A 26,219-nucleotide genomic window follows, 5' to 3' on the forward strand; every position below is an offset into this window, starting at 1 on the left:
CAGGTTTTTAAAACCTGTGAGGTCTGTTAAACTAAATAAATGAACTCAATAGAAATCATTAAAAACCTTCCGTATACAAATCCTTTTTTGTTTGTTGATGAACTCACAGAAATTTCAGAAAACGGAGTTACTGGAAATTATACATTTAAAGAGAATGCCTTTTTTTATGAGGGTCATTTTAAAGGAAATCCGATTACGCCAGGTGTTATTTTAACAGAAACAATGGCGCAAATTGGTGTTGTTTGTTTGGGTATTTATTTATTAAAAGACGAAATTTCATCCGAAGAAAAAAAACCACAAATTGCTTTAACCTCTAATCAGGTGGATTTCTATTTGCCTGTTTTACCAAATGAAAAAGTAACGGTAATTTCAGAAAAAGAATATTTTAGATTCAATAAATTGAAGTGCAAAGTAAAAATGATGAATGAGAAAAATGAATTGGTTTGCAGAGGAACTATTTCTGGAATGATATTAATTTAGTAAGCAGACCTCACAGGTTTTTAAAACCTGTGAGGTCTAAAAAATCGATAAAGAAATGAAAAATAGAGTCGTAATTACGGGTTTAGGAGTTGTTGCACCAAATGGCGTTGGTTTGCAGGAATTTACAAATGCCATAAAAACTGGGAAATCTGGAATTACCTTTCATCAGAATTTAAAGGACAAAGGATTTTCTTGCTGTATTGGTGGAATTCCAGAAGTTTCTGAAGAAAAAAAAGCTGCATATTTATCGCCTTTACAATTAAGAGGTTTCAATAGTACAAGTATTTTATACGGTTGTATGGCAGGAATTGATGCTTGGAAAGACGCTGGTTTTTCGGTGGATGAAAACTCTAAATTGGACTATGATTCTGGATTAATTTTTGGAACAGGAACCTCTGGTATTGAAAAATTTAGAGAAGCAATTTATAAAATTGACGATCAAAATGTAAGACGTTTGGGTAGTACTTCTGTGGTACAAACAATGGCAAGCGGTATTTCGGCTTATTTAGGCGGAATTCTAGGTTTAGGAAACCAAGTAACGACAAATTCATCTGCTTGCACAACGGGTACAGAAGCCTTGTTAATGGGGTTTGAACGTATTAAAAACGGAAAGGCAAAAAGAATGTTAGTTGGCAGTTCTAGCGACAGTAGTTTGTATACTTGGGGTGGATTTGATGCAATGCGTGTAATGTCTTATAAGCACAATGAAAGTCCAGAAAAAGGATCGAGACCTATGAGTGAAACTGCGTCTGGTTTTGTTCCTGGAAGTGGCGCAGGTGCCTTGGTTTTAGAATCGTTAGAAAGCGCTTTAGAAAGAAAAGCAACCATTTATGCAGAGGTTTTAGGTGGGAATATAAATTCTGGCGGACAAAGAAATGGCGGAACTTTAACTGCGCCAAATGCAGAAGCGGTTCAGAAATGTATAACAGATGCAATTTTAGATGCTGCTATTTCTGTAGATGAAATTGATGTAATAAACGGCCATTTAACAGCCACTTCTAAAGACAGTTTAGAGATAGAAAATTGGACCAAAGCATTGCAAAGAAAAGGAACTGATTTTCCTTACATTAACTCTTTAAAATCTATGGTTGGCCATTGTTTGGCTGCTTCTGGTGCTATTGAGTCTGTAGCTTCCGTTTTGCAAATTAAAGAACAGTTTGTGTTTCCGAATATTAATTGCGAAGATGTGCATTCAGAAATTTCTGAATTAATTTCTACAGATAAAATTCCGACAAAAATGGTGGAGAAAAACATTACTATTTTAGCAAAAGCAAGTTTTGGTTTTGGTGATGTTAATGCATGTGTTATCTTTAAAAAGTATAAATTATAACTAATTGTAAGTTATAGAAAGACCTCACAGGTTTTAAAAACCTGTGAGGTTTAAAACAATAAATAAAATATGACGAAAGAAGAAATTATATCGAAATTAACAACAATTGTAAAACCATATATTCAAAACGAAGAAGGTTTTAAAAACTTATCTGAAGAAACAGATTTTATAAATGATTTAGAGATAAATTCTGCAAATTTGGTAGATATTATTTTAGATGTAGAAGATGAATTTAATATAGAAATAGACAACGATTCTATGGAGAAAATGCTTTCTGTAAAAGCAACTATTGCTGTAATTCAATCTAAAACGGATGCATAATATTGGCAATGATATTGTAGATTTAAACCTTGCTAAAACCCAAAGTAAATGGCAACGAAAAGGGTTTTTAGAGAAACAATTCACCCAAAAAGAACAAGAAGAAATTCGTGATGCAGAGAATCCATTTTTAAAAGTTTGGCAATTTTGGTCTATGAAAGAAGCGGCTTATAAATGTTATACTCAAAAAATAGAAAAACGCTTTTTTGCACCTCAAAAATTTGAATGTAGTTTAATTTCTAAAACAGAAGGCTTTGTGCTTTTTAAAGATCATAAATATGGTACAAGTACAAGTTTTAATCCATTTTATATCCATACAATTGCCAAAGAAGAGAATAATGAAGTTGTTATTTTTTCAAAGATTGGTTCATCAAAAAAAACACATATCGATCTAAAAATACAATTGGCCATAGAAACAGGTGTTTTATCCGAGGAAATCATAAAAATAAAAACAACTGTTGGTGCTCCTTTGTTTTATCACAAGAAAAAATTATTAACCAAATCTTGCTCAATTTCGCATCATGGAAATTATGGTGCCTTTGTGTTTTCTTTAGAGAAATAAAAATAATATATGTCGGAATTAAAAGTTAAAGAAGCACTTTATAAGCAGTGTGAAGCTTTTGTAAATAAACGCTTAAATACGGTTACAGAAATTATTACTTCAAATCAAAAAGCATTACAATCAGAAACTAAAAGTTCTGCTGGCGATAAGCATGAAACTGGTAGAGCCATGTTGCAGTTAGAAATGGAAAAAGCCAGTCAGCAACTTGCAGGAATTACACAAATGAAAGAGATTTTAGCTAAAATTGATGTTTCTAAAACGTCTAATATTGCACATCTAGGCACGGTGATTGAAACAAATATTACTAACTATTTTTTATCTATTTCTGCAGGTCAACTTACAGTTGATAATGTAGTGTATTTTGCTATTTCTGTTTCGTCTCCAATCGGTAAGTTGTTGTTAGGTAAAAAGATGGAAGATGCAATTGTTTTTAATGGAAATACAATAATTATAAAAGGACTAAAATAATAATCTGTATTTTAGAGGTTTAAATACCTTAAATAGATGTCAATTACCCTACACAGAACCCATAATTACTTAAAACTCCAGCAATCAAATTTTGATATTGTCAATTTTCAAGACTTAGATAAGTTTGAAAGTGAAGAAATTCTTACAAAAAATCATAAAGTAGATTTTTATGCATTAATTTTTATAACAGAAGGAAAAGGTAAACACTCAATTGATTTTTCTGATTATGAATATGATAAAGGGACTATTTTGGCTATTAGAAAAGATCAAATGCATCGGTTTTATTTAAATAAGGCAACAAAAGGTTTTCTATTATGTTTTAAAGAAGAGTTTTTAAATAGTTATTTAAATGAAATTGAGGTTGCAAATGCTATTCAGATGTTTAATGAGTTATTAGTTTCTCCAAAAACACAATTAAAAGACTTCGATTTTGAGAGTATTTTTAAATTAATAAAAGGAATAGAAAAAGAGGTTTTAGTTGTAAATGATATTTATTCTTTTAAACTGATAAGGAGTTTATTACATATTTTAATTACTTTAATTTATAGAATAAAATCGACTGGGTATAACACTTTACAACAGAGTAGATATTTAAAAGAGTTTATTATTTTTCAAAATTTATTAGAAGAAGATTATTACAAAACTAAAAAAGTGTATGATTATGCAGATAAGTTAGGGTATTCTGCAAAAAAGCTTAATATGGTTGTAAAATTTATTGCAAACAAATCTGCTAAAGAGTTTATAGATGATACTGTTATAATTAAAGTGAAAAGATTGCTGATACATTATGATCTTTCTATAAAAGAGATTGCTTTTAAAACGGGTTTTAATGAGCCTACCAATTTGTATAAATATTTTAAAAAACACACTAATTCTACACCAGAAGAATTTAGAAAAAAGTATGCATAATCTTTATTTTAAAATTTGAATTTTATTTAAATAGTACTAATTTTCTATAATGTAAAGGTTGTTTTTTCTTAGAAAAGCATGTTCAGAGTAGTTGAATTCTTCTTTGTTTTCCCGTTTTTACAGTTTTTAGGAGTATTATTATCTAAAAATACTTTTTAATTAAGTTTAGTTTTGCTGTAAATAATTAAGAAGTCCCCCAATTTCTCAATTTTTTTAGAAAGTGATTCCTGTTTTTTAAAAAGATATATTTAAATCATTTTAATTTTTATAATTAAGATGGTTTTTTTTTGTACTAAATTTTAAAAATTGATGAACATTAAATATTACTACTATAAAAGCAAGACCCATAAAGGGATTTTCTATTGAAAGTTTTTTTTCGATTAAAAGGAGTATTTTTGTTTTTTACAAATCATTATTTTCAAAATGAAAAGGATACTATTTCTTTTAACGATACTCTTTGCTATACATTCATTTGGACAATCTAATTTTAAAAGATTTTTTAAACTCTCTCCTCCAATTAAAAAATGGGTATTTTTTCATCCTTTTAAGGCAAAAAAATCTTTAGAGATTTCTAAAGAAACTACTAGAGTAGCAGATTCTATTTCAAAAACAGATGTATTAGATAAAGACGGTGCAGGTGGGCAAGTAGATGCTTTTAGGCATGCCTATTGGATGGCAAGGTTAGCTCAGGAAATAGGTGAGAACTCTGCTCGTTCTTTAGGAGAGGCACATGAAAAAGAAAATTATTTAACGTACAAAAAACAAAAATTAGAAGATGGTGTTGTTCCAGATGAAATTTCAACTGAAATGGATTTATACAATAATGAAGAAGGATTAAAGCTAATTGCAAAAGGTAGTATTGTGTCTAAAAATGGTTTGATTTATAGAATTATAAACGCCATTGAGAAAGGTAAAATGAAAATCATTAAAAAAGATAAAGAAGGGAATTTTTTAAGGTGTAATGGAGAAGTAATTAACACAGAGGAACTTAAAGGGAAGTGGGGAAATGATAAATGCTTAATTTCTTCGGATAATAAATAAACGGATCCTTTTAAGTAATAAAATATACTACAACGTATTCGTCCAATAGGCATAGTAGTTAGGGGAGGGATAAGTAAATTACACTAGTAATAGCAGGGCTTCTAGTGATAAATATCATAAAAATTTAATAAAGTAAAGAGCTATTTTTGCTTACTTAAATGAAAGTCAGTTTTTTATAAAAACACAATAAAATTAATATTAAAATTATGGAATTTTTTTTAGAATTACTCACTAAAGATTACTTTGTGTTATTTCTAGTTATTGGTTTAGGGATCGCCTTAGGAAACATTCGTATAAAAGGAATTAGTTTTGATACTTCTGCAGTTATTTTTGTTGCTATCTTTTTTGGATATCTCTACAATTTAAATGGCATTACCTTTAACATTCCTCCAATTATACAAAGTGTAGGTTTGGTCTTATTTATTTATACCATTGGTATGCAAGCAGGACCTTCTTTTTTTAGTTCTTTTAAAGAACAAGGAGCTAAATTAATTCTTTTGGCAGGAATTACGGTTATAACAGGTGGAATTACGGCCGTGTCTATTTCTTATATTTATGATGTAGATATGAATATGATGAGTGGTTTGTTAACAGGTGCGCTAACGTCTACACCTGGTTTGGCGGCTTCTATAGAGGCTTCTCAATCTCCTTTAGCATCCATTGGTTATGGTATTGCATATCCATTTGGAGTTTTAGGTGTTATTTTATTTGTAAAATTAGGACCTACATTATTTAGAGTAAACATTAAGAAAGAAGAAAAAGATTTTGAAGAAAAATCGAAATCTAACACACCAATGGTGATTAATAAAAACTTAATTATCTCTAATGAAAACGTAAACGGAAAAACAATTAATGAGTTAAGAATACGGTTTATGACCAAGGCTAATATTTCACGTATTATGAAGCCTAATCAGCTACCTACTTCTCCTACAAAAGATACTATTTTAGAAACAGGAGATATTATAAAAGCAGTAGGTACCGTTAATGCATTGCAAAGAATTGAAGTTTTATTAGGTAAAGTTACCGATATTAAAATTCCTAGAAGTGGCACCTATGAAGTAAAATGGTATGTGGTAAGTAATGATACTGTGGTAAATAAAACAATTGAAGAATTAAATCTTCTAGAAAATTATTCTGCTACCATTACACGTATTAGAAGAGCTAGTATAGATTTGGCTCCTCATCCTTCAACTCAAATTAAATATGGAGATAAAATTTTAGTTTCTTGTTCTAAAGGAAATGTTTCTGTAGTTACAGAACTTTTTGGAGATAGTTTAAAAAGAATAGGCGAAACTAGTTTTTTACCCGTTGCATTTGGTATTGTTATCGGTATTCTTGTAGGGGCAATTGCTATTCCGTTAGGAGGTATCGGTTTAAAATTAGGTCTTACTGGAGGTGTACTTTTATCTTCTATCTTTTTAAGTTGGAAAGGAAAATTTGCTACCGTAATTTGGAATTTATCAGGTCCTGCAAACCAAATATTGCGTCAGTTTGGACTTTTATTATTTCTAACTCCAGTTGGTTTAAAAGCAGGACAAAGTTTAATTTCTGCAATTGAAAAACATGGTTTTATTTTATTTTTATACGGCGCTCTAATTACCTTAATTCCTATGATTACAGTGGTTCTTGTAGGTCGATTTATTTTAAAAATTAACTTTTTGTCTATTTTAGGAGCTTTAACAGGAGGTATGACATCTACACCCGGGTTAAGTGCTACCGATTCTATGACAGAGTCTGATGCTCCGCAAATTGCTTATGCAGCAGTGTATCCTTTTTCATTGGTGCTTATAATTATTGTAGCAGAAGTAATGGCTTTGTTGTAGCGTGTTAAATTTAAGGACAAAATTTAAAAGGGTAATTAAAACAAAATCATCATATTAAAACGATTCTAAATAACCAAAAAACAACCTTTATTATTTCAGTAGAGCGTATCTAAATGGTACATTTGTAAAACAACAATTATAACTTAATTATACATTTATACAATGAGCGGATTTTTCAAATCTTCAGTTGGAAGAAAGGTAGCCATGGCGCTTTCTGCATTCTTTTTAATGTTCTTCCTATTACAGCATTTTGCAATCAATCTTTTATCAGTTTTTAGCCCAGATACTTTTAACGAAGTTTCACATTTTATGGGAACAAACCCTTTAATACAATTTGCCTTGCAGCCGGTATTAATTTTTGGTGTGGTTTTTCATTTTGTATTGGGATTTATCTTAGAATTAAAAAACAAAAAAGCAAACGGAGTTGGGTATGCAAAGAACAATGGTGCAGCTAATTCATCTTGGATGAGCAGAAACATGATTTGGAGTGGAGCAGCTATTTTAGCTTTTATCATTTTACATTTTATCGATTTCTGGATTCCAGAAATTAACACAAAATTTATTCAAGGAGACTGGTCTGGTACTTTACAAGGAATAGAAGGGTACCGTTACCATGAAGAATTATTGCATAAATTTGTGCCATTTTGGAGAGTTGCTGCTTATGTAGTTGCTTTTGTATTCTTAGGATTACACTTAGCACACGGATTTACATCAGCATTTCAGTCTATGGGTTCTACATCTGGACGAAAAAAAACATTACAAACAATAGGTAAAGCATATTCAATTATAATTCCTTTAGGATTTATTTTTATTGCAATTTATCATTACTTAAACCATTAATCTATACAATATGGCTTTAGATTCAAAAGTACCTCAAGGTCCAATTAAAGATAAATGGACAGATTATAAAAATAAAATAGACTTGGTAAACCCTGCAAACAAACGTAATATAGACGTTATTGTTGTAGGTACAGGATTAGCTGGTGGTTCTGCCGCAGCAACATTAGCAGAGTTAGGGTATAATGTAAAAGCATTTGCTTACCAAGATTCTCCAAGAAGAGCGCATTCTATTGCTGCACAAGGAGGTATCAACGCTGCAAAAAATTATCAAGGAGACGGAGATTCTACTTACAGATTGTTTTACGATACTGTAAAAGGTGGAGATTACCGTTCTAGAGAAGCAAACGTATATCGTTTAGCAGAGGTTTCTGCAAATATTATTGATCAATGTGTGGCACAAGGAGTTCCTTTTGCACGTGATTATGGTGGTTTGTTAGACAATCGTTCTTTTGGTGGAGTTTTAGTTTCTAGAACTTTTTATGCAAAAGGACAAACAGGTCAACAATTATTATTAGGAGCTTATTCTGCAATGAATAGACAAATTGCTCGTGGTAAAATTGAGATGTTTAACAGACATGAAATGTTAGACGTTGTTATTGTTAATGGAAAAGCAAGAGGAATTATTGCTAGAAATTTAATTACAGGAGAAATTGAGCGTCATTCTGCACATGCTGTTGTAATTGGTTCTGGAGGGTACGGTAACGTATATTTCTTATCTACAAATGCAATGGGTTCTAACGCTACTGCAGCTTGGAAAATTCATAAAAAAGGAGCATATTTTGCAAATCCTTGTTATACACAGATTCACCCAACATGTATTCCGCGTTCTGGAGATTATCAGTCTAAATTAACATTGATGTCTGAATCTTTACGTAATGATGGTCGTATTTGGGTTCCTAAAAACATGGAAGATGTTTTAGCTATTAGGGAAGGAAAGAAAACACCTAAAGATTTAACAGAAGACCAAAGAGATTACTATTTAGAAAGACGTTACCCTGCATTTGGTAACTTAGTACCGCGTGATGTTGCATCTAGAGCAGCAAAAGAACGTTGTGATGCTGGTTATGGAGTAAATGCAACAGGAGAAGCTGTTTATTTAGATTTTGCATCTGCTTTTACTCGTTATGGAGAAGAGCAAGCTAAGATTCATAATATAAAAAATGCATCACCTGCAAAAATAAAAGAATTAGGACAAGAGATTGTTAGAGCAAAATACGGAAACTTATTTCAGATGTATGAGAAAATCATAGATCAGAATCCATATGAAACTCCAATGATGATTTATCCAGCGGTACACTATACAATGGGTGGTGTTTGGGTTGATTATAACTTAATGACAACGATTCCTGGATGTTACTGTATTGGAGAAGCAAACTTCTCTGATCACGGAGCAAACAGATTAGGAGCTTCTGCATTAATGCAAGGTTTAGCAGATGGTTATTTCGTATTACCTTATACTATTGGAGATTATTTATCTGATGACATTAGAACTGGAAAAATTTCAACAGAAACTCCAGAATTTATTGAAGCAGAAAAAGAAGTTACAGAAAGAATTAGTCACTTTATTAATAATAAAGGAACAAAATCTGTAGATTATTTCCATAAGAAATTAGGAAAAGTAATGTGGGACAAGGCAGGAATGTCTAGAAACGCAAAAGGTTTAACAGAGGCAATGGCCGAAATTAAAGCGATTCGTGAAGAGTTTTGGAAAGAAGTTTCTGTTCCTGGAACAGCAAATGAAATGAATCCAGAATTAGAAAAAGCGGGTAGAGTAGCAGATTTCTTAGAATTAGGAGAATTGTTTGCAAAAGATGCTTTAATGAGAGCAGAATCTTGTGGAGGACACTTTAGAGAAGAATCGGCAGAATTAGACGGACCTCAAAAAGGAGAAGCAAAACGTAACGATACAGATTTCGCTTTTGCAGCTGCTTGGGAATATAAAGGAGAACCTGCAGATGCGGTTTTACATAAAGAAGAATTAGAGTTTAACGATATTGAATTGAAACAACGTTCATACAAATAAGAAAGACAAAATGAATTTAACACTTAAAATTTGGAGACAAAAAGACGCTGGTTCAAAGGGTCAAATGGTAGACTATAAAGTGAATGATATTTCAGAGCACATGTCTTTTTTAGAAATGATGGATGTTTTGAATGAACAATTAGTAAATGGTGGTGAAGAACCAGTTGCTTTTGATCATGATTGTAGAGAAGGTATTTGTGGAGCGTGTTCTTTATACATTAATGGAGAAGCTCACGGACCAGATAGAGGAGTTACTACATGTCAGTTACACATGCGTATGTTTAAAGATGGTGATACTATTACAATAGAGCCTTTTAGAGCAGCAGCATTTCCTGTAATAAAAGATTTAGTAGTAGACAGAATGGCTTTTGAGCGTATTCAGCAGTCTGGTGGTTACATTTCTGTAAACACTTCTGGTAATACACAAGATGCAAACTCTTTACCTATTTCTAAACACGCAGCAGATGACGCTATGGATGCAGCAACTTGTATTGGTTGTGGTGCTTGTGTGGCAACGTGTAAAAACTCTTCTGCAATGTTATTTGTAGGTGCAAAAGTATCTCAGTATGCTTTATTACCACAAGGGCAAGTAGAAGCAGCAGATCGTGTACAAAACATGGTTGCGCAAATGGATTTAGAAGGTTTTGGAAACTGTACAAATACAGGAGCTTGTGAGGTAGAATGTCCTAAAGGAATTTCTTTAGACAATATAGCTCGTATGAATAGAGAGTTAATGAAAGCTAATTTATAATAAGATAGTTTAAACATCATTGCGAGTTTTTACAAAGCAATCTTAAAGTAAAATTATAAATATAAAAACCCCGAAGCTAATTATTAGTTTCGGGGTTTTATTTTATAATAAAAATTGATAGTATCGCTTTTAAAAAAGTGTTTTAGCATCTATATCTAAACACTCTGCAATTGCAAATAGCCTTAAAAGATCTAGTTTAGAGTCTCCTTTTTCTATTTTAAAATATCCACTTGTGGTCATGTTTAATTTAATAGCTAAATCTGTTTGAGAGAGTCCTAATTCTTGTCTTCTCGTAACAATTTTCTGTAGAACATTGATTGCTTTCTCTTTAGGATTTTCAATAGTAATTTTTCTTAGCATTTTCTTTTTTCTTTTTCTTACATCAAATATAATGCTAAAAAAGGTTTTTTTTATTTCCATTTTAGACTAACTGTTTTCAGTGAGGGCGTCTCACTGAAAACAGTTAGTCCAAAAAGAGGAAAGGATTTCTTGTTAACTATGAGAATCTTTCCGACTTTTGTACTTTGGGAAAATTGCTATGAAAAGAAATTTATTTCCACAAAAAATATAAACTAGTTTTAGTCTATATAGACTTCTAAAGTCTTTAGAAGATACAAACTCCTTAGAGATTAATCTAAGGAGTTTTTTATTGAATAAATTTTAACTGTTAAAAAATATCATTTTTTTAATTTTTATACTCACTGAAAACAGTTAGTCCAAAAAGAGGAAAGAATTTCTTGGTGTTATAAAATTTATTTCCCAATTTTAACAAAAGAAATTACTATGAAAAAGAAAATTTCTTCCCCTAAATAAAACAGTGTTAACACAAATAGTTTTACACCAAGTATTTTTTTAAATGATACAGTTTTGTCATTCCGAAATGAGCTTTTTTGGGCGATTGAGGAATCTCACAAACAGTTGTTTTTTTAATGTTATAGCATAGAACACTTGTGAAATAAAGACAATTGTCATTTCGAAATGCTCCTTTTTTTGGTATTTCGACTACGCTCAATATAAACTTATGAGAAATCTCACTTAGAACTAATAAGCTATTGATATGGATAACGAAAACAAAAAACATCCGCTTGCGGATTTAAGAAATATAAAAATGAAACGAGTATCATTTCGAATGAGGAACGAAGAGGAATCTGAAAAGTAAACCTTTTTCTACAAGTTTTTAGAGAGTTTTAAACTTGTTAACTCATATAAAGCTCTAAATATTTTTAAATCAATTAACCTAAATAATATTTAGGTAACAAAACTTTATATTATGAAAAAAGTTATATTAAGTTTTTATACTATCATTAGGAATGAGTTTTATGAATGCAACATCTACTAATGATGAAACTTTACCAACAACAAAAGAAGTTATTAAAGTAGTGGAGGAGTTTGGAAAAGCTAGTGATTGTAATTGGGGTGCAAGGCAGTTAGCATTAGAAATCTCAGAAGATCAATCAGACAGAGGTGTAGGAGGTGAATTAATGGAGAATTACAATAAATTTTATGCAATTTGTATGAAATAAAAATGAATAGTTTAATATCTAGGAATTTAAAAGTTTCTAGATTTTTTTTAATAATATATTTCTTAACAAAAAAGCTAAAAGGATGAAAAACAAGTTTACAATAGTATTGTTATTTTTTACATCTTCAATTATTTGGGGGCAATCTAATTTTTCTGGAATCGTATATTACGAATCAACAATAAGTGAAAAAATTCTAAAAGAATATTTAAAAAAGAAGAAAGATTCAATAAAAAATAAAGAACTTATAAAAACGTTAGATAAAGTTTATTTTCAGGCAAAACCAATCAATTCAAAAATTACATTTAAAAATGGTAGTGGTATTTATGAGGTAGATGATAATATGAATATAGATGATAATGATGTAGGTTTATCAATAGCTAAAATAAATGCTGGAGGCACTAATAAATACTATTACAATGATAAAGATAAAAAATACTTAATAAAAAATTGTGAATCCTTAGGTGATTGCTTTATATATCCTAATGAATTTTTAGAATGGAAATTAACACAAGAAACTAAAACCATTAATGGATACAAAGTTTTAAAGGCTACTAGAGCTAATGAAAAAGTAATTGCTTGGTATACTCCAGAAATACCTGTTAGTTTTGGTCCAAAAGGAGAATATGGTTTACCTGGTTTAATTCTTGAATTAGAAATAAGTAGATCTATTTTTAGAGTCAAGAAAATTATATTAAACCCAAAAGATGAGGTACATGTAATTGAGCCAAAAGGAGGAGAATTTGTAACTCTAGAAGAATTTAAAAAAATTATTGGTAAAGCCAAAAAGAGTGTTTTTGGTAATTAAATGTATAAAATTACAAGAATAAAAATAAAAAACTTCATAAAAAAGAACCTCCTATTTATTTTTGCTTTATCAACTACAGGCTTCTCCCAAAAAGTAACCCTTTAAGGATCTGTAAAAGACAGTTTGCAAAACTCAATGTCGTATGCAAATGTAATCGCAAAACCTAAAGACGTTTCTAAAAACTTACAATTTGCAATTACAGACAACGAAGGCTATTATAAGTTGCTTTTAAAAAAGGGAGATTTCGCAACTATTTTGAATATTTATAACTAAATAATTAGTTAAAACTAACTGTTTAGTTATATTTGAGTTAAGAAATATAAAATAAAACGATAGTCATTTCGAAATGAGCTTTTTTAGCGATTGAGAAATCTGATTAATGTGAGAACCTTTTTCTACAAGTTTTTAGAGAATTTTAAACTTGTTAATTCATATAAAACTCTACATATTTTTAAATCAGAGAATCCAAATTTAAAGTTTGGATTACAAATTTTATATTATGAAAAAATTAATTTTAGCAATGGTTTTTGTTTTTGCAACAGGAACTATGATGAATGCGAATACTTCTAACAAAGAAATAACTACACAAATAACAAGAACTATTGAAAAAGCAGATGATTGTTTCTCGGAAGCTTGGGAGTATGGAACTGACATGGGGTATAGTGAATATTCAGAATGGTTTTATATGAACGAATACTATGAAACACATTGTGCGTAAATAATAAACAAAGGTTGTTAGTTTTACTAGCAACCTTTTAAAATAAAAAATTATGAATAAAATATTAATAATACCTTTTGTATTGCTCTTTTTTTTTAATACCAATTCACAAAATTCTAGAGGGGTAATTGAATACGGAAAAAAATCTAAGAAAAGGGTTTTAACTGAAAAGGATAAACAGAGAATGAAAGAAACCCCAGAAAAGTATAAAAGATTTCAAAAAATGTATGAACTATATGCAGAAGGTGAAAAAAAATTAACTTTCGAACTTAGGGTTGATAATAATATTGGAATTTTTACAATGAAACCATTATTAGAGTCTGAAAGTAATCATAAAAAACAATTAGGTCCTGGGCCATATGATAAAGGAGTTTACTATAATAAAGATAAACGGATTTTACAATTAAATGCTTTTGGAGAATTATTTTTAATTACAAAACCTAAGTTGAAATGGGAAATACAAAAAGAAACTAAAAAAATAGGAGAATTCGAATGTTTTAAAGCTACAACAGAGATTATTGTAAACACTAAAGGTAGAAAACATTTAATTACAGCTTGGTTTACAACAAAAATACCAATTTCTTTTGGTCCTTTAGGTTATGATGGTTTACCTGGTTTAATATTAGAGCTAGAGGTTTATAAGAAAATTTATTATGCAAAAAAAATCATGTTAAATCCTAAAGAAGAAATAAAAATAGAAAAACCAACAAAAGGGATTAAGGTAACCGAAAAGGAATATCAAGAAAAAGCATCATCAACAATGCAAAAATTTAAAAAAAGTAAAGGTTTATAACTTAGTTAATAATCTATGAAAAACAAACTCCTATTTCTATTACTTTTTAATATTTCAACTTTTGTTCTTCATAAAAAGTAACCTTTTTAAGCAGTGTAAAAGATTGTTTAAAAACTCTTTTTTAATAGAAGTGCCTATAGTATTTCATAACAATTAGTCAAGATTTTTTTTATTTCCTTTTTGGACTAACTGTTTTCAGTGAAGCTAACTCCCTGAAAACAGTTAATCTAAAAAGAGGAAAGGATTTTTTGGTGTTATAAAATATATTTCCCAAATTTGGAAAAAGAAATTGTTATGAAAAAGAAAATTTCTTTCGTCTCCCCCAAAAAAAATGTCAATACAAATAGTTTTAGATGAAGTAATCTTTTAAATAATACTCATGTGTCATTCCGAAATGAGCCTTTTTGGGCGATTGAGGAATCTCACAAACAGTTGTTTTTTTAATGTTATAGCATAGAACAATTGTAAAATAAAGACAATTGTCATTTCGAAATGCTCCTTTTTTTGGTATTTCGACTACGCTCAATATAAACTTATGAGAAATCTCACTTAGAACTAATAAGCTATTGATATGGATAACGAAAACAAAAAACCTCCGCTTGCGGAATTAAGAAATATAAAAACCTTGTAAATAAATGTATAACTTAAACAAATGCTTATGTAAATAAACACCAACAAACAGAGGAAGGCTACAAAAGTAACCCTTTTTCTACAAGTTTTTAGAGATATTTAAACTTGTTAACTCATATAAACCTCTAAATATTTTTAAATCAAAGAATCCAAATTTAAAGTTTGGATTACAAATTTTATATTATGAAAAAATTAATTTTAGCAATGGTTTTTGTTTTTGCAACAGGAACTATGATGAATGCGAATGTTTCGACTGAAACACCGATTACAACAACAGCAAAGGCTATTGAAATCGTCGAAGATTTTGGTTGTGCTGGTGGTTGTGTAAGATGGGCTAGAGGTAATACTTATGAGATTGCAGAAGATATAGGTGACCATCCTAACGATGACGACATGTATATGGAAATTTATATGAGGTATTACACTGGTTGTCTTAGAGGTTGTTAATAATATTAAAAAATAATACCCTCAATGTTTAAAAAAAATTGAGGATATAAAATTATTTATAAAATGAATAAAAAATATATCAATTTGTTAATTTTTTTATTTTTAAATGTAATTGTTTTTCATTCACAAAACATCGAAGGGAGAATTACATACCTTGCTTCAGCCAAAAAGGCCTTAGCTTATATTCAAGAAAAAGGTAAAAAGAATAAAAAACACATAAGAAAACATGTAAATGAACTTTATAAAAAGGCAAAAGATGTTAAAGTAATATTGAATTTTAATAGTGTAGCTTCAGAATATCATGCTATAAAAAAAATGGATTTAACAAATAAAGAAGAATTTAACTTTACATATCTTATGTCAGGAAGTTCAAAAAAATACTACACATCTAACAATGTTATGAGCTATGAAAATAATACTCTGGATTGTTATTTATTAGGCGAGTGTTTTTTGATACAAAACTTAATGCCAATATGGGAGTTAAAACAAGAAACTAAAAAGATCGGAGGGTTTTTATGTTACAAAGCCGTTTTAAGAAATAAAAAAACAGAAAAAATAACTTTAGAAGCTTGGTACACTCCAAAAATCCCATACAGTTACGGAGTTATGAATTATTTTGGTTTACCTGGCGTAATTTTAGAGATTAGTAAAAATACAATAGTTATTACGGCTATAAAAATAGAATTAAACCCAATTGGAAAGATTATAATAAAAGAACCGAAAAAAATAAAAAAACTTTCTAGAAAAGAATTTGACATTTTAAAAAGAACATCATTTTCCGAATTTTATAAAAAAAGATAATCATATATGAAATTAAATCACTTTCTATCATTACTTTTTTTTATTATTATTTCTACTTCTTTATTTGCCCAAAAAGTAACCCTTTCAGGCGCTGTAAAAGATAGTTTACAAACCCCAATGCCGTATGCAAATGTAATAGCAAAACCGAAAGACGTTTCTAAAAACTTACAATTTGCCATAACAGATAACGAAGGCTATTATAAGTTATTATTAGAAAAAGGAGACACCATTTCTATTAGTATTTCTTATTTAGGGTATAAACCTGTAGAACATCAATTTATAGCCTTAAAAACTACTAAAAAAGACTTTGTTTTACAACAATCTTCAGAGCAATTAGATGAGGTAGTTATAGAAATGCCTGTAACTGTTAGAGGAGACACAACTACTTATAAAACCGATAAATTTGTAAACGGAACAGAACGCAAACTAAAAAATGTGTTAAAAAAATTACCAGGTGTAGAAGTAGATAAAAACGGAACGGTTACCGTACAAGGCAAGAAGATTACCAAAATGTTAGTAGATGGCAAGAAGTTTTTTGGTGGTAATTCTAAATTGGCTGTAGAAAACATTCCTGCAGATGCTGTTGGTAATATAGAAGTAATCGATAATTATAACGAAGTTGCTTTTTTAAAAGGACTCACAGATTCTGATGAAACTGCTATGAACATCAAACTAAAAGAAGATAAAAAACGTTTTCTTTTTGGTGATATAGAGGCAGGAAAAGGGAATAAAGACTTTTATAAAACAAGTGCTAATTTATTTTATTATTCACCCAAAACCAATGTCAATTTTATAGGAAACATCAATAATATTGGCGAAAAAACATTTACGTTTAGAGATTATATGAGTTTTTCTGGCGGAATGAATTCCATTTTTAGAGGTAATTTTAATTTTAAAGGTGGCGATTTTTCTCAGTTTTTAGAAAGTAGAGATTTGCTAACCAGTCAACAAAAATTTGGCGCATTAAACATTACAAAAACAGCAACATCAACCTTAGACATTTCTGGTTATGCTATTTTTTCTGGTACAAATACGAGTAGTTTTGTAGAAAATCAAAATGAATACACCACATTTACAGAGCAAAAAACAAACAAAACAGCTACAGATAATTTATTAGGAATTGGGAACCTTAATATAGAATACACACCAAATAGTAAAGAAAAATGGTACGCAAGAACCCAAGTAAAAAGAACCAATAACACTAAAAATAATACAGTTGCTTCTTTAATAAATGCCAATACAAATACCATTGCTACAGATAGAGATTTAACGGCAACATATATCAACCAAAATATAGAGTGGCATAAAAGACAGAACGATAAACACACGTTTTCATCCGTTTTTAATTATGTGTTTAATAAAAGTGACAAAACAAATTACTGGCAAACGCAAGATGCTATTTTACAAGGTTTAATTCCTGCGGATGCAGATCAAGACTTGTTAAGAATTCATCAACTTAAAAATACCAAAGAACAAAATATTGATGCGGTTTTTAAACACTTTTGGGAAATTAACAATAGCAATCATATTTATACAACGTTAGGTAATAAGTTTTTAAACGAAGATTTTTTAAGTGATGATTTTCAGACGTTAGACAACGGAACCACTAATAATTTTTCTTCGGATGATTTTGGTAACGACTTAAATTTAAAGTTAAACGATTTCTTTGTAGGAATGCATTACAAATTTAGAACTGGAATTTTTACACTAAAACAAGGTGTTGAGTTGCACAATTATAAATGGAACTTAAACAAACAAACCCAATTAGAAAACAACAAATGGATTGTTTTACCTGATTTTTTAGCTAAAATTGAGTTTAATAAATCAAAAAAAATACAACTGAATTATAATTTAAAAACATCTTTTTCTGATGTAGAAAAATTTGCCAATCGGTTTTATTTACAATCGTATAATTCGGTTTTTAAAGGAAACGAAAACTTAGAGAACAATTTATATCATGCTGCTCGTATTTATTATAGTAGATTTAGTTTGTACAGAGGTTTAATGTTGTTTGCAAACTTAAATTATAACAAACAGATAAAAGGTGTTAGAAATACGGTAGATTTTAATGATGTCAATCAGTTTTTAACGGTAAAAATGTTCGACAATCCATCCGAAGATATTAGAGGAAATGTGCATTTAGAGAAAAGTATAAAAAAAATAAAATATAAGTTTGATGTTGGTTTTAGTAACAATAAATACCTACAAGAGTTAAATGGAAATACACAAACCAATAAAAATAATAGTTATAATTACGAAGTCGGTTTCGAAACTATGTTCGATAATTTCCCAACCATAGAAGTTGGTGTTAGTAGAGATATTGGTAAATTTATTTCTAGTAATTCAACCTCAAAATTTATAACTACAGAACCTTTTGTAACCGTAGATTATGATTTTTTAAAAGGCTTTATTTTTAATTTCGATTATAGGTTAAGCAATTATCAGAATAAAACATTGGGACAAAAAAACGTGTATGAAATAGCGAACTCCACTTTGTCTTACAAAAATGAAGATTCTGCGTGGTCTTATAAATTAAGTGTTCAAAATATGTTTAATGCACAATTTAAACAAAGCAACAGTTTTTCAGATTATTTAATATCAGACAGTAAAACTTTTATTTTACCAAGAATTGTAATGTTTAGTATTGGGTATAATTTATAGGTTTTTTACACAGTTTGTCATTTCTACTTTTTTGGAGAAATCATATAAAGTTTTTTAAGTCTTGTTGGTTATCACTGTTATGCGACTTCTCAATACTTCGAAGTGACAATTATTGAGTTTGTTTTCATACAGTTTTGTCATTTCGACCTTTTTTGGGAGAAATCACATAATGCTTGTTAAGCATTGCTGTGTTATCATTGTTATGCAAGTTCTCATTACTTTGAAGTGACAAATTTTGGAGGTTCTTCTTATAATCCATACCTTTTAAGGAAAAAAGTATGCTAAACCCACAAAAAGGATTTCATAGTTATTATGTTTATATAATTACTAATAGTTACCGTTCTACATTTTATATTGGAGTAACGAATAATTTAAAAGAACGTTTACAACAGCATAAAACAAACATACTTGAAAAGAAGAAAACATTTGCAGCAAAATATAATATTGAGTTTTTAGTATATTACGAAAAGCATACTTGGATTCAACTGGCTATTGCAAGGGAAAAAGAATTGAAAAAATGGAGACGTGAGAAGAAACTAACACTTATAAGAGAAATGAATCCTTCTTTTACTTTTTTGAATAATGAGTTTGATTAATACTTTTTGATTTTCACACAGTTTTGTCATTTCGACCTTTTTGGAGAAATCACATAAAGTTTTTTTAAGTCTTGTTTGTTATTATCACTGTTATGCGACTTCTCAATACTTCGAAGTGACAATTATTGAGTTTATTTTTACACAGTTTTGTCATTTCGAACTTTTTGGAGAAATCGTATAATGTTTTTTAAGTCTTGTTTGTTATCATCACTGTTATGAGATTTCTCCTATCGTCGAAATGACAATTTGAGTGTTCTGTTTTATATTATCATTGTTATGCGACTTCTCATTACTTCGAAGTGACAATTATTGAGTTTATTTTTACACAGTTTTGTCATTTCGACCTTTTTAGGGAGAAATCCCATAATGCTTTTTAAGACTTGTTTGTTATCACTGTTATGAGATTTCTCCTATCGTCGAAATGACAATTTGCTTGTTCAATTTTATGTTATCAACAAATAATTTTTACAAACAAGTTAGCTCCTTCCCTTTGGGAAGGTTGGGATGGGCTTCTAATTCATTTCCTCCCAAAATCTGCAGGAATTTCTCCCCAGGCTTTGGTTTCCCATTTAAGAATAGGATTTTTGTACGTATTATTTTTAAGCCAAGTTTCAGCTCTTTTTATCAACTCTAATAAATCTTTATTAGAAGCATCAAAATGCATATTGGTTTTGCATCTTTTCTGCTTTACCCAACTCATGGCAATTCTAGAATCGGAATAAATAGGAATATTTTCTTTGTTTTTGCTCTTTAATAAAGCAATTCCGTGCACTAGAGCTAGGAATTCACCAATATTGTTAGTTCCTCTAGCAAATGGGCCTTTTATAAAAATTTGTTGCTTATTATGCGTTAAAACGCCTCTGTATTCCATTTTACCAGGATTTCCAGAACAAGCAGCATCTACAGAAATACTTTCTAAAATAGGTCTTCCAATTTTTTCTTTTTCTGTTGATGATAACGTTTTCTTTTTAGTGTCTTTACCAACATAGTCTGCATAATTTTTGGTTGCAGCTATTTCGGCTTCATTTAAATCTGCAAAAGATTTGTATTGCGCACCCTCAAAACCATCAATTTGCTTTTTACAGACTTTCCAAGACGTAAAAACTCCTTTTCTGTGTCCGTTCCAAACTACATAAAACTTTTTTTTACTCATTTATAGCTAAAATTACATCTTCAATTACTCTAGGAAAGTAACGTTGCTCTAAAATATGTATCTTTTCTGCAATTTTTTCGGGTAAATCTTCCTCGTTTAAGGCAGTTTTTGCCTGATAAATGATGGCACCTTCATCATAATTGGCATTTACGTAGTGAATTGTAATACCAGTTTCTAATTCTTTATTTTCTTTTACGGCTTTATGAACGTTCATTCCATACATCCCTTTTCCGCCATATTTTGGCAATAATGCAGGGTGAATATTGATGATTTTATTAGGAAAAGCATCGATAATTTTGGTTGGAATTTTCCATAAAAAACCTGCTAAAACTATGTAATCTGCCTGCTCTTTTAATAGGTTTAGAATTTCATCCGAAGTAAAAAAAGCTTCTTTTTTAAAATGTAAACATTTGATGTCTAATTTTTTACACCTATCAAATACTTTGGCATGCTCATTGTTACATAGCACAGTAGTAACCTTAGCGGTTTTAGTATGATTAAAAAATTTAATAATGTTTTCTGCGTTCGTTCCAGAACCAGATGCAAAAATAACAATACGCTTCATAACTTCATTTCTAAGCTACAAAAAAAAGAATAATTATTAACAAATAGATTATTTTAAGTGAAGATTAAATATTTTTCTTTACTTTTAAACATCATTTTCGCGGCAAAAATTAGTTTTAATTGCTAAGATTTGTATTTTTGCCACGATTAAAATTTTAAAAAACACAAAATTATGTCAGACATTGCATCAAGAGTAAAAGCTATTATCGTAGACAAATTAGGCGTAGACGATAACGAAGTAACAACAGAAGCTAGCTTCACAAACGATTTAGGAGCAGATTCTTTGGATACTGTTGAATTAATTATGGAATTCGAAAAAGAATTTGATATTCAAATACCAGATGATCAAGCAGAGAACATCGGAACAGTAGGTCAAGCAGTAAGCTATATTGAAGAAGCTAAAAAGTAAATTTATATGCAGTTAAAACGAGTTGTAGTCACTGGACTTGGCGCACTTACGCCAATTGGTAATAATATTGAAGAGTATTGGAATGCTTTAGTTAACGGAGTTAGCGGTGCAGCACCTATCAAGCGGTTTGATGCTGCCAAGTTCAAAACTCGTTTTGCATGTGAATTAAAAAATTTCGAGGTAACGGACTTTATTAATAAAAAGGACGCTAGAAAAATGGATCCATTTACGCAGTATGCAATGGTTGCTTCAGATGAAGCAATTGCAGATGCGAATTTTGATCTAGAAAAATTAAACAAATTACGCGTTGGTGTAATTTGGGGAGCAGGAATTGGAGGCTTAGAAACTTTTCAAAACGAAGCTATAAATTTTGGAGCTGGAGACGGTTCACCAAGATTTAACCCATTTTTTATCCCAAAAATGATTGCAGATATTGCGCCAGGAAATATTTCTATTAAAAATGGATTTATGGGGCCAAATTATACTACAGTTTCTGCATGTGCATCATCTGCAAACGCAATGATAGATGCTTTAAATTATATTCGTTTAGGTACTTGTGATGTTGTTGTAACTGGTGGCTCTGAAGCTGCAGTTGTAATTTCTGGTGTTGGTGGTTTTAATGCCATGCATGCCTTATCTACAAGAAACGAAAGTCCAGAAACAGCGTCTAGACCTTTTGATGCAGAACGAGATGGTTTTGTATTAGGAGAAGGAGCCGGTGCTTTGGTTTTAGAAAGCTACGAACATGCAAAAGCAAGGGGAGCAAAAATTTATGCAGAGGTTATTGGAGGCGGTATGTCTTCTGATGCTTATCATATGACGGCACCTCACCCAGAAGGAATTGGTGTTATTGCTGTAATGAATAACTGCTTAGAAAATGCAGGTATTAAACCAGAAGATGTAGATCATATTAATACACATGGTACTTCTACTCCTTTAGGAGATGTTGCAGAATTGAAAGCTATTTCTGCGGTTTTTGGAGAACATGCTAAAAACATTAATATTAATTCTACAAAATCTATGACAGGTCACTTGTTAGGTGCTGCAGGAGCTATTGAATCTATTGCTGCTATTTTAGCAATGAAACATAGCATTGTGCCACCAACAATTAATCATGTTAATGTAGATGAAAATATCAATCCAGAATTAAACTTAACTTTAAATAAAGCTCAAAAGCGAGAGATTAACGTTGCTATGAGTAATACTTTTGGTTTTGGTGGGCATAATGCATGTGTTGCATTTAAAAAATTAGATGAATAATACTCTATGAATTTTATTCGTAAAATAGTAAAACCTCACAATGAAGAGGATGCACAATTATACAACGAATTAAAAAAACTACTTAATTTTTCTCCTAGAAGAATAAATAAATACAAAAAAGCATTTACACATAGATCTGTGCAAATGCTAGATAGTAAAGGAATACCTATTAATTATGAACGTTTAGAGTTTTTAGGAGATTCTATTCTAGGATCTGTAATTGCATCTTATTTATACAAAAAAGTACCTACAGGTAGTGAAGGTTATCTTACACAAATGCGCTCTAAAATTGTTAGTAGAGAGCATTTAAATGAATTAGGAAAAGACTTAAACTTAATACGTTTTGTAAAAAGTAATATAGATCAATCTAACGTTGGTGATAATATTCATGGTAATATTTTTGAAGCATTAGTAGGCGCTATTTATTTAGATAAAAACTACAATACTTGTCAGAAATTTATTTACGAAAATGTAATTGTTCCTTATGTAGACATTGAAAAGCTAGAAGGAAAAATTACAAGTTACAAAGGGCTTATTATAGAATGGTGTCAGAAACAAAAGAAGAAATATACTTTTGAAACGTATGAAGATTCTGGTAACGAGGCAATCAAACATTTTAGTGTAAAGATTAGTATCGATGGAGAGCAAATAGCCAAGGGTAGAGCTACTTCTAAGAAAAAAGCAGAAGAGCAAGCATCTAAAAGAGTCTACTTTGCATTTCAAAAACAAATTAATATAGGCTAACTCACGATAACGTTTTCGTTAAAATTAACGGTAAAGTTCGTAAACAATTAGTAATTTTGTTTTTCATAAAAACGAGTATTAGTTATTATCTATGCAGGTACACGCTTTAGAAATGGACGATTTTTGCGAAGAAGAATATTCTTTAATAGGAATCCATTCTACATTAGAAGATTATAAACTTGCCTACTTATTAAATAAAAACCTAAATACCAGGTTTTATAAAGCAAAAGAAGATTTAGAATTTGTTATAGAAGAAAAGACAGCCTCTTTTTCTATATATAATTATGAAAATATAGAATATGATTACGAGTGGTTTTTAATAGCGAATAGTTATAAAACTGAAAACCAAACGGCATCTAACGCATTGTTATTAACATCAGAAACAATAACATACCTCATTCCAGAAAAGAAAAAAGTAGATTTTTTTTTAAAAATTTCTGGAGATTCAGAGTATGAGTTTGTTATGAAAACTATAAATAGTATTAAAAGTATTGATAATGTAATTACCGCATATTCAATAGATAAAAACACCTTAAAGTCTAAAGACTTTTTAATATTTTAAACATGAAAGACTACAAAAAAACAAAAATAGTTGCAACCTTAGGTCCAGCAATAGACACTAAAGAAAAGATGAAAGAGTTGGCAATTGCAGGTGTCAACGTTTTTAGAATTAATTTTTCTCATGCAGATTACGAAGTTGTAAAACAAAATGTGCTAAGAATTAGAGAAATTAATGAAGAAGAAGGCTTTAATGTTGCAATTTTAGCAGATTTACAAGGACCAAAACTTCGAGTTGGAGTTATGGAAGAAAATGTCATCTTAAAAGATGGAGACTTCTTTACTTTTACTACAGAAAAGTGTATTGGTAACAACCAAAAAGCATTTATGACGTACCAACGTTTTCCTAAAGACGTAAAAGTTGGGGAAAACATTATGGTAGATGATGGTAAATTACGTTTTGAAGTAGTTTCTACAGATAAAGACAAAGAAGTTGTTGTAAAAGTTATAGTTGGTGGACCTTTACATTCTAAAAAAGGAGTAAACTTACCAAACACAGCTATTTCTTTACCCGCTTTAACAGAAAAAGATAAAGAAGATGCCGTTTTTGCTTTAGGCTTAAACGTAGATTGGATGGCACTTTCTTTTGTAAGAACACCAGAAGATTTAAGAATGTTACGCGATTTAATCGATGAGCATTCAGATTATAGAGTACCCGTAATTGCTAAAATTGAAAAACCAGAAGCAGTTGCAAATATAGACGCTTTAATTCCTTTTTGTGATGGTTTAATGGTTGCCCGTGGAGATTTAGGAGTAGAAATTCCTATGCAAGACGTTCCATTAATTCAGAAGAAATTAGTAAGACGTGCAAAGAGAGCAAGAATTCCTGTAATTATTGCAACTCAAATGATGGAAACAATGATTGATAACCCTGTTCCAACTAGAGCAGAAGTAAATGACGTTGCCAATTCTATTATGGATGGAGCAGATGCAGTAATGTTATCTGGAGAAACTTCTGTAGGGAAACACCCTTTAAAAGTAATTCAGAAAATGTCTGAAATCATTAAAGCAGTTGAAAACTCTAGAATGATTAAAGTACCACATGAAGCACCACATATTAGAACAAATAGATTTATAACAAAATCAGTTTGTCATCACGCAGCTTTAATGGCAAATGATATCGATGCAACCGCAATTTCTACTTTAACAAATAGTGGTTATACAGCATTCCAAATTTCAGCATGGAGACCACAAGCTAAAATATTAGCATTTTCATCAGAAAGAAGAATTTTAGGAAAACTAAACTTACTTTGGGGTGTTAAAGCTTTTTATTACGATAAAAACTTAAGTACAGATGATACTGTTGTAGATATTAACAAAATATCTAAAGAAAAAGGATTTGTTAAAGAAGGAGATTTAATGATTAACCTTACTTCTATGCCAGTTGAGGCTAAAGGAATGGTGAACACTTTAAGAGTTTCTGAAATAGAATAAATACCTATAAAATAATATTTTATAAAGCATCTTGAGAAATCAGGATGCTTTTTTTTGCTTTAAATTTAAAAGTATAGTTTCTTTAGAAGCTGTTTCCTGCTTTCCACTGTATCTTTTTAATATGTCATTGCGCAGTTTTCTTTTTTATAAACTATGGCAATCTCTTAATTAAAATAGATTTCACTTGCTTAGCAAGGTATTAAAAAGGATGCCGTTTCAATCAGGGCTAAACTTGTTTGGTTGCTATTTGTTATTCTTTAAAACAAAAGGATGCCTAATTATCTGTATTTCTTTTAAACATCTTTTTATAAAGAAATTAATAATTAAACAAATTACAATTAGTGCAATTAGTAAAATCATTTTTTTTTTTGATTAATAATATATTTATAAATCTTAAATAATACCCGTAGACTTAAAAATACAAATGCAGCTGCATACTTATATACATTATGAATAAAACTCTTTAAAATGGCTTTATATAGAGTGTAAAGGAGTAAAAGTAGCTTCCATAAGCAAGAAGAAAACCTACCAGATAATAGTACAACCCGTATAAAGGCATTAACCTTTTAAAATTGAAT

Annotated in this window: 28 protein-coding genes; 25 read left to right on the plus strand and 3 right to left on the minus strand. The window is 30.0% G+C overall.

Features of this window, described 5'->3' with window-relative positions; all coding sequences use genetic code 11:
• The first annotated feature begins 39 nt into the window (after nt 1-39).
• From KV700_RS10985 to KV700_RS11035, 11 genes are all read left to right on the plus strand, one after another.
• A complete protein-coding gene (locus tag KV700_RS10985; protein ID WP_218597917.1) occupies nt 40-480 on the plus strand; it encodes a 3-hydroxyacyl-ACP dehydratase FabZ family protein in 441 nt (146 codons plus the stop codon).
• Nucleotides 481-535: 55 nt separating this feature from the next.
• Nucleotides 536-1,810, plus strand: coding sequence for a beta-ketoacyl synthase (locus tag KV700_RS10990; protein ID WP_218597918.1), 1,275 nt, complete (start codon nt 536-538; stop codon nt 1,808-1,810).
• 69 nt (nt 1,811-1,879) lie between these two features.
• On the plus strand, nt 1,880-2,131 hold the full coding sequence (locus KV700_RS10995) for an acyl carrier protein (protein WP_218597919.1): 252 nt from the start codon (nt 1,880-1,882) through the stop codon (nt 2,129-2,131).
• A complete protein-coding gene (locus KV700_RS11000) occupies nt 2,124-2,690 on the plus strand; it encodes a 4'-phosphopantetheinyl transferase superfamily protein (protein WP_218597920.1) in 567 nt (188 codons plus the stop codon). Before KV700_RS10995 ends, KV700_RS11000 begins: the two co-directional genes overlap by 8 nt.
• 9 nt (nt 2,691-2,699) lie before the next feature.
• A complete protein-coding gene (locus KV700_RS11005; protein ID WP_218597921.1) occupies nt 2,700-3,158 on the plus strand; it encodes a 3-oxoacyl-ACP synthase in 459 nt (152 codons plus the stop codon).
• 36 nt (nt 3,159-3,194) lie between these two features.
• Complete coding sequence (locus KV700_RS11010; RefSeq protein WP_166386191.1) at nt 3,195-4,067, plus strand: helix-turn-helix domain-containing protein; 873 nt, start codon at nt 3,195-3,197, stop codon at nt 4,065-4,067.
• Between the two features lie 423 nt (nt 4,068-4,490).
• The gene (locus tag KV700_RS11015; protein WP_166386193.1) at nt 4,491-5,108 is read left to right on the plus strand and encodes a hypothetical protein; all 618 of its coding nucleotides are present in this window, start codon (nt 4,491-4,493) and stop codon (nt 5,106-5,108) included.
• Nucleotides 5,109-5,314: 206 nt separating this feature from the next.
• Nucleotides 5,315-6,931: an aspartate:alanine exchanger family transporter gene (locus KV700_RS11020; protein ID WP_166386195.1), complete on the plus strand. Its 1,617-nt coding sequence runs from the start codon at nt 5,315-5,317 to the stop codon at nt 6,929-6,931.
• Between the two features lie 162 nt (nt 6,932-7,093).
• Nucleotides 7,094-7,771 carry a succinate dehydrogenase cytochrome b subunit gene (locus tag KV700_RS11025; RefSeq protein WP_218597922.1) on the plus strand — a complete coding sequence of 226 codons (678 nt, stop codon included), beginning with the start codon at nt 7,094-7,096 and terminating at the stop codon, nt 7,769-7,771.
• A gap of 10 nt (nt 7,772-7,781) precedes the next feature.
• Nucleotides 7,782-9,794 (plus strand): fumarate reductase/succinate dehydrogenase flavoprotein subunit, encoded by a 2,013-nt coding sequence (locus KV700_RS11030; RefSeq protein ID WP_218597923.1) that lies wholly within the window; start codon nt 7,782-7,784, stop codon nt 9,792-9,794.
• Nucleotides 9,795-9,804: 10 nt separating this feature from the next.
• Nucleotides 9,805-10,545, plus strand: coding sequence for a succinate dehydrogenase/fumarate reductase iron-sulfur subunit (locus tag KV700_RS11035; protein ID WP_218597924.1), 741 nt, complete (start codon nt 9,805-9,807; stop codon nt 10,543-10,545).
• 129 nt (nt 10,546-10,674) lie between these two features.
• On the opposite strand, the gene KV700_RS11040 is transcribed toward KV700_RS11035, so the two are convergent.
• On the minus strand, nt 10,675-10,965 hold the full coding sequence (locus tag KV700_RS11040) for a helix-turn-helix domain-containing protein (RefSeq protein WP_254712906.1): 291 nt from the start codon (nt 10,963-10,965) through the stop codon (nt 10,675-10,677).
• An 899-nt stretch (nt 10,966-11,864) separates the two neighbouring features.
• Between KV700_RS11040 and KV700_RS11045 the strand changes: the two genes are divergently transcribed.
• The 9 genes from KV700_RS11045 (at nt 11,865) to KV700_RS11085 (ending at nt 19,519) form a co-directional block, all read left to right on the plus strand.
• Nucleotides 11,865-12,068 carry a hypothetical protein gene (locus tag KV700_RS11045; RefSeq protein WP_166386203.1) on the plus strand — a complete coding sequence of 68 codons (204 nt, stop codon included), beginning with the start codon at nt 11,865-11,867 and terminating at the stop codon, nt 12,066-12,068.
• Between the two features lie 82 nt (nt 12,069-12,150).
• Nucleotides 12,151-12,873, plus strand: coding sequence for a GLPGLI family protein (locus KV700_RS11050; RefSeq protein WP_166386205.1), 723 nt, complete (start codon nt 12,151-12,153; stop codon nt 12,871-12,873).
• A 135-nt stretch (nt 12,874-13,008) separates the two neighbouring features.
• Nucleotides 13,009-13,146, plus strand: coding sequence for a hypothetical protein (locus KV700_RS11055; RefSeq protein WP_166386207.1), 138 nt, complete (start codon nt 13,009-13,011; stop codon nt 13,144-13,146).
• A gap of 226 nt (nt 13,147-13,372) precedes the next feature.
• Nucleotides 13,373-13,591 (plus strand): hypothetical protein, encoded by a 219-nt coding sequence (locus tag KV700_RS11060; protein WP_166385898.1) that lies wholly within the window; start codon nt 13,373-13,375, stop codon nt 13,589-13,591.
• Nucleotides 13,592-13,643: 52 nt separating this feature from the next.
• Nucleotides 13,644-14,384, plus strand: a complete 741-nt coding sequence (locus KV700_RS11065; protein WP_218597925.1) for a GLPGLI family protein — start codon at nt 13,644-13,646, stop codon at nt 14,382-14,384.
• An 813-nt stretch (nt 14,385-15,197) separates the two neighbouring features.
• Nucleotides 15,198-15,461 carry a hypothetical protein gene (locus tag KV700_RS11070; RefSeq protein WP_166386211.1) on the plus strand — a complete coding sequence of 88 codons (264 nt, stop codon included), beginning with the start codon at nt 15,198-15,200 and terminating at the stop codon, nt 15,459-15,461.
• Between the two features lie 63 nt (nt 15,462-15,524).
• A complete protein-coding gene (locus KV700_RS11075) occupies nt 15,525-16,262 on the plus strand; it encodes a GLPGLI family protein (RefSeq protein WP_166386213.1) in 738 nt (245 codons plus the stop codon).
• Nucleotides 16,263-16,268: 6 nt separating this feature from the next.
• The gene (locus tag KV700_RS11080; RefSeq protein WP_218597926.1) at nt 16,269-18,923 is read left to right on the plus strand and encodes a carboxypeptidase-like regulatory domain-containing protein; all 2,655 of its coding nucleotides are present in this window, start codon (nt 16,269-16,271) and stop codon (nt 18,921-18,923) included.
• 278 nt (nt 18,924-19,201) lie between these two features.
• Complete coding sequence (locus KV700_RS11085) at nt 19,202-19,519, plus strand: GIY-YIG nuclease family protein (RefSeq protein ID WP_218597927.1); 318 nt, start codon at nt 19,202-19,204, stop codon at nt 19,517-19,519.
• A 517-nt stretch (nt 19,520-20,036) separates the two neighbouring features.
• Here the strand turns inward: KV700_RS11085 and KV700_RS11090 are convergent.
• Both KV700_RS11090 and KV700_RS11095 read right to left on the minus strand, forming a co-directional pair.
• Complete coding sequence (locus KV700_RS11090) at nt 20,037-20,672, minus strand: viroplasmin family protein (protein ID WP_166383922.1); 636 nt, start codon at nt 20,670-20,672, stop codon at nt 20,037-20,039.
• Nucleotides 20,665-21,237, minus strand: a complete 573-nt coding sequence (locus tag KV700_RS11095; RefSeq protein ID WP_166383920.1) for a phosphoribosylglycinamide formyltransferase — start codon at nt 21,235-21,237, stop codon at nt 20,665-20,667. The genes KV700_RS11090 and KV700_RS11095 overlap by 8 nt, the downstream gene beginning before the upstream one ends.
• 171 nt (nt 21,238-21,408) lie before the next feature.
• Here KV700_RS11095 and KV700_RS11100 point away from each other — a divergent pair, with 171 nt between their 5' ends.
• The 5 genes from KV700_RS11100 (at nt 21,409) to pyk (ending at nt 25,641) form a co-directional block, all read left to right on the plus strand.
• Entirely contained in the window at nt 21,409-21,645 is a 237-nt protein-coding gene (locus KV700_RS11100; protein WP_004569249.1) for an acyl carrier protein, read from the plus strand.
• A gap of 6 nt (nt 21,646-21,651) precedes the next feature.
• Nucleotides 21,652-22,905 (plus strand): beta-ketoacyl-ACP synthase II, encoded by a 1,254-nt coding sequence (gene fabF / locus KV700_RS11105; protein WP_166383918.1) that lies wholly within the window; start codon nt 21,652-21,654, stop codon nt 22,903-22,905.
• 6 nt (nt 22,906-22,911) lie between these two features.
• Nucleotides 22,912-23,649 carry a ribonuclease III gene (rnc, locus tag KV700_RS11110; protein ID WP_166383916.1) on the plus strand — a complete coding sequence of 246 codons (738 nt, stop codon included), beginning with the start codon at nt 22,912-22,914 and terminating at the stop codon, nt 23,647-23,649.
• A 112-nt stretch (nt 23,650-23,761) separates the two neighbouring features.
• Nucleotides 23,762-24,211, plus strand: coding sequence for an IPExxxVDY family protein (locus KV700_RS11115; protein ID WP_240914566.1), 450 nt, complete (start codon nt 23,762-23,764; stop codon nt 24,209-24,211).
• Between the two features lie 2 nt (nt 24,212-24,213).
• Nucleotides 24,214-25,641, plus strand: coding sequence for a pyruvate kinase (gene pyk, locus KV700_RS11120; protein ID WP_166383912.1), 1,428 nt, complete (start codon nt 24,214-24,216; stop codon nt 25,639-25,641).
• Nucleotides 25,642-26,219 lie beyond the last annotated feature (578 nt).

The sequence above is a fragment of the Polaribacter sp. NJDZ03 genome (genome assembly GCF_019263805.1).
GTDB lineage: Bacteria > Bacteroidota > Bacteroidia > Flavobacteriales > Flavobacteriaceae > Polaribacter.

What these genes read in the sequence shown, in the direction of transcription:
- KV700_RS11040 (WP_254712906.1), bottom strand. Translation starts at nt 10,965, where the DNA reads ATGGAAATAAAAAAAACCTTTTTTAGCATTATATTTGATGTAAGAAAA.
- pyk (WP_166383912.1), top strand. Translation starts at nt 24,214, where the DNA reads ATGAAAGACTACAAAAAAACAAAAATAGTTGCAACCTTAGGTCCAGCA.
- KV700_RS11035 (WP_218597924.1), top strand. Translation starts at nt 9,805, where the DNA reads ATGAATTTAACACTTAAAATTTGGAGACAAAAAGACGCTGGTTCAAAG.
- KV700_RS11055 (WP_166386207.1), top strand. Translation starts at nt 13,009, where the DNA reads ATGTCGTATGCAAATGTAATCGCAAAACCTAAAGACGTTTCTAAAAAC.
- KV700_RS11045 (WP_166386203.1), top strand. Translation starts at nt 11,865, where the DNA reads ATGAATGCAACATCTACTAATGATGAAACTTTACCAACAACAAAAGAA.
- KV700_RS10985 (WP_218597917.1), top strand. Translation starts at nt 40, where the DNA reads ATGAACTCAATAGAAATCATTAAAAACCTTCCGTATACAAATCCTTTT.
- fabF (WP_166383918.1), top strand. Translation starts at nt 21,652, where the DNA reads ATGCAGTTAAAACGAGTTGTAGTCACTGGACTTGGCGCACTTACGCCA.
- KV700_RS11020 (WP_166386195.1), top strand. Translation starts at nt 5,315, where the DNA reads ATGGAATTTTTTTTAGAATTACTCACTAAAGATTACTTTGTGTTATTT.
- KV700_RS11060 (WP_166385898.1), top strand. Translation starts at nt 13,373, where the DNA reads ATGAAAAAATTAATTTTAGCAATGGTTTTTGTTTTTGCAACAGGAACT.
- KV700_RS11070 (WP_166386211.1), top strand. Translation starts at nt 15,198, where the DNA reads ATGAAAAAATTAATTTTAGCAATGGTTTTTGTTTTTGCAACAGGAACT.
- KV700_RS11080 (WP_218597926.1), top strand. Translation starts at nt 16,269, where the DNA reads ATGAAATTAAATCACTTTCTATCATTACTTTTTTTTATTATTATTTCT.
- KV700_RS11000 (WP_218597920.1), top strand. Translation starts at nt 2,124, where the DNA reads ATGCATAATATTGGCAATGATATTGTAGATTTAAACCTTGCTAAAACC.
- KV700_RS10995 (WP_218597919.1), top strand. Translation starts at nt 1,880, where the DNA reads ATGACGAAAGAAGAAATTATATCGAAATTAACAACAATTGTAAAACCA.
- KV700_RS11010 (WP_166386191.1), top strand. Translation starts at nt 3,195, where the DNA reads ATGTCAATTACCCTACACAGAACCCATAATTACTTAAAACTCCAGCAA.
- KV700_RS11065 (WP_218597925.1), top strand. Translation starts at nt 13,644, where the DNA reads ATGAATAAAATATTAATAATACCTTTTGTATTGCTCTTTTTTTTTAAT.
- KV700_RS11085 (WP_218597927.1), top strand. Translation starts at nt 19,202, where the DNA reads ATGCTAAACCCACAAAAAGGATTTCATAGTTATTATGTTTATATAATT.
- KV700_RS11015 (WP_166386193.1), top strand. Translation starts at nt 4,491, where the DNA reads ATGAAAAGGATACTATTTCTTTTAACGATACTCTTTGCTATACATTCA.
- KV700_RS11095 (WP_166383920.1), bottom strand. Translation starts at nt 21,237, where the DNA reads ATGAAGCGTATTGTTATTTTTGCATCTGGTTCTGGAACGAACGCAGAA.
- KV700_RS11050 (WP_166386205.1), top strand. Translation starts at nt 12,151, where the DNA reads ATGAAAAACAAGTTTACAATAGTATTGTTATTTTTTACATCTTCAATT.
- KV700_RS11100 (WP_004569249.1), top strand. Translation starts at nt 21,409, where the DNA reads ATGTCAGACATTGCATCAAGAGTAAAAGCTATTATCGTAGACAAATTA.
- KV700_RS11115 (WP_240914566.1), top strand. Translation starts at nt 23,762, where the DNA reads ATGGACGATTTTTGCGAAGAAGAATATTCTTTAATAGGAATCCATTCT.
- KV700_RS11005 (WP_218597921.1), top strand. Translation starts at nt 2,700, where the DNA reads ATGTCGGAATTAAAAGTTAAAGAAGCACTTTATAAGCAGTGTGAAGCT.
- KV700_RS10990 (WP_218597918.1), top strand. Translation starts at nt 536, where the DNA reads ATGAAAAATAGAGTCGTAATTACGGGTTTAGGAGTTGTTGCACCAAAT.
- KV700_RS11030 (WP_218597923.1), top strand. Translation starts at nt 7,782, where the DNA reads ATGGCTTTAGATTCAAAAGTACCTCAAGGTCCAATTAAAGATAAATGG.
- rnc (WP_166383916.1), top strand. Translation starts at nt 22,912, where the DNA reads ATGAATTTTATTCGTAAAATAGTAAAACCTCACAATGAAGAGGATGCA.
- KV700_RS11090 (WP_166383922.1), bottom strand. Translation starts at nt 20,672, where the DNA reads ATGAGTAAAAAAAAGTTTTATGTAGTTTGGAACGGACACAGAAAAGGA.
- KV700_RS11075 (WP_166386213.1), top strand. Translation starts at nt 15,525, where the DNA reads ATGAATAAAAAATATATCAATTTGTTAATTTTTTTATTTTTAAATGTA.
- KV700_RS11025 (WP_218597922.1), top strand. Translation starts at nt 7,094, where the DNA reads ATGAGCGGATTTTTCAAATCTTCAGTTGGAAGAAAGGTAGCCATGGCG.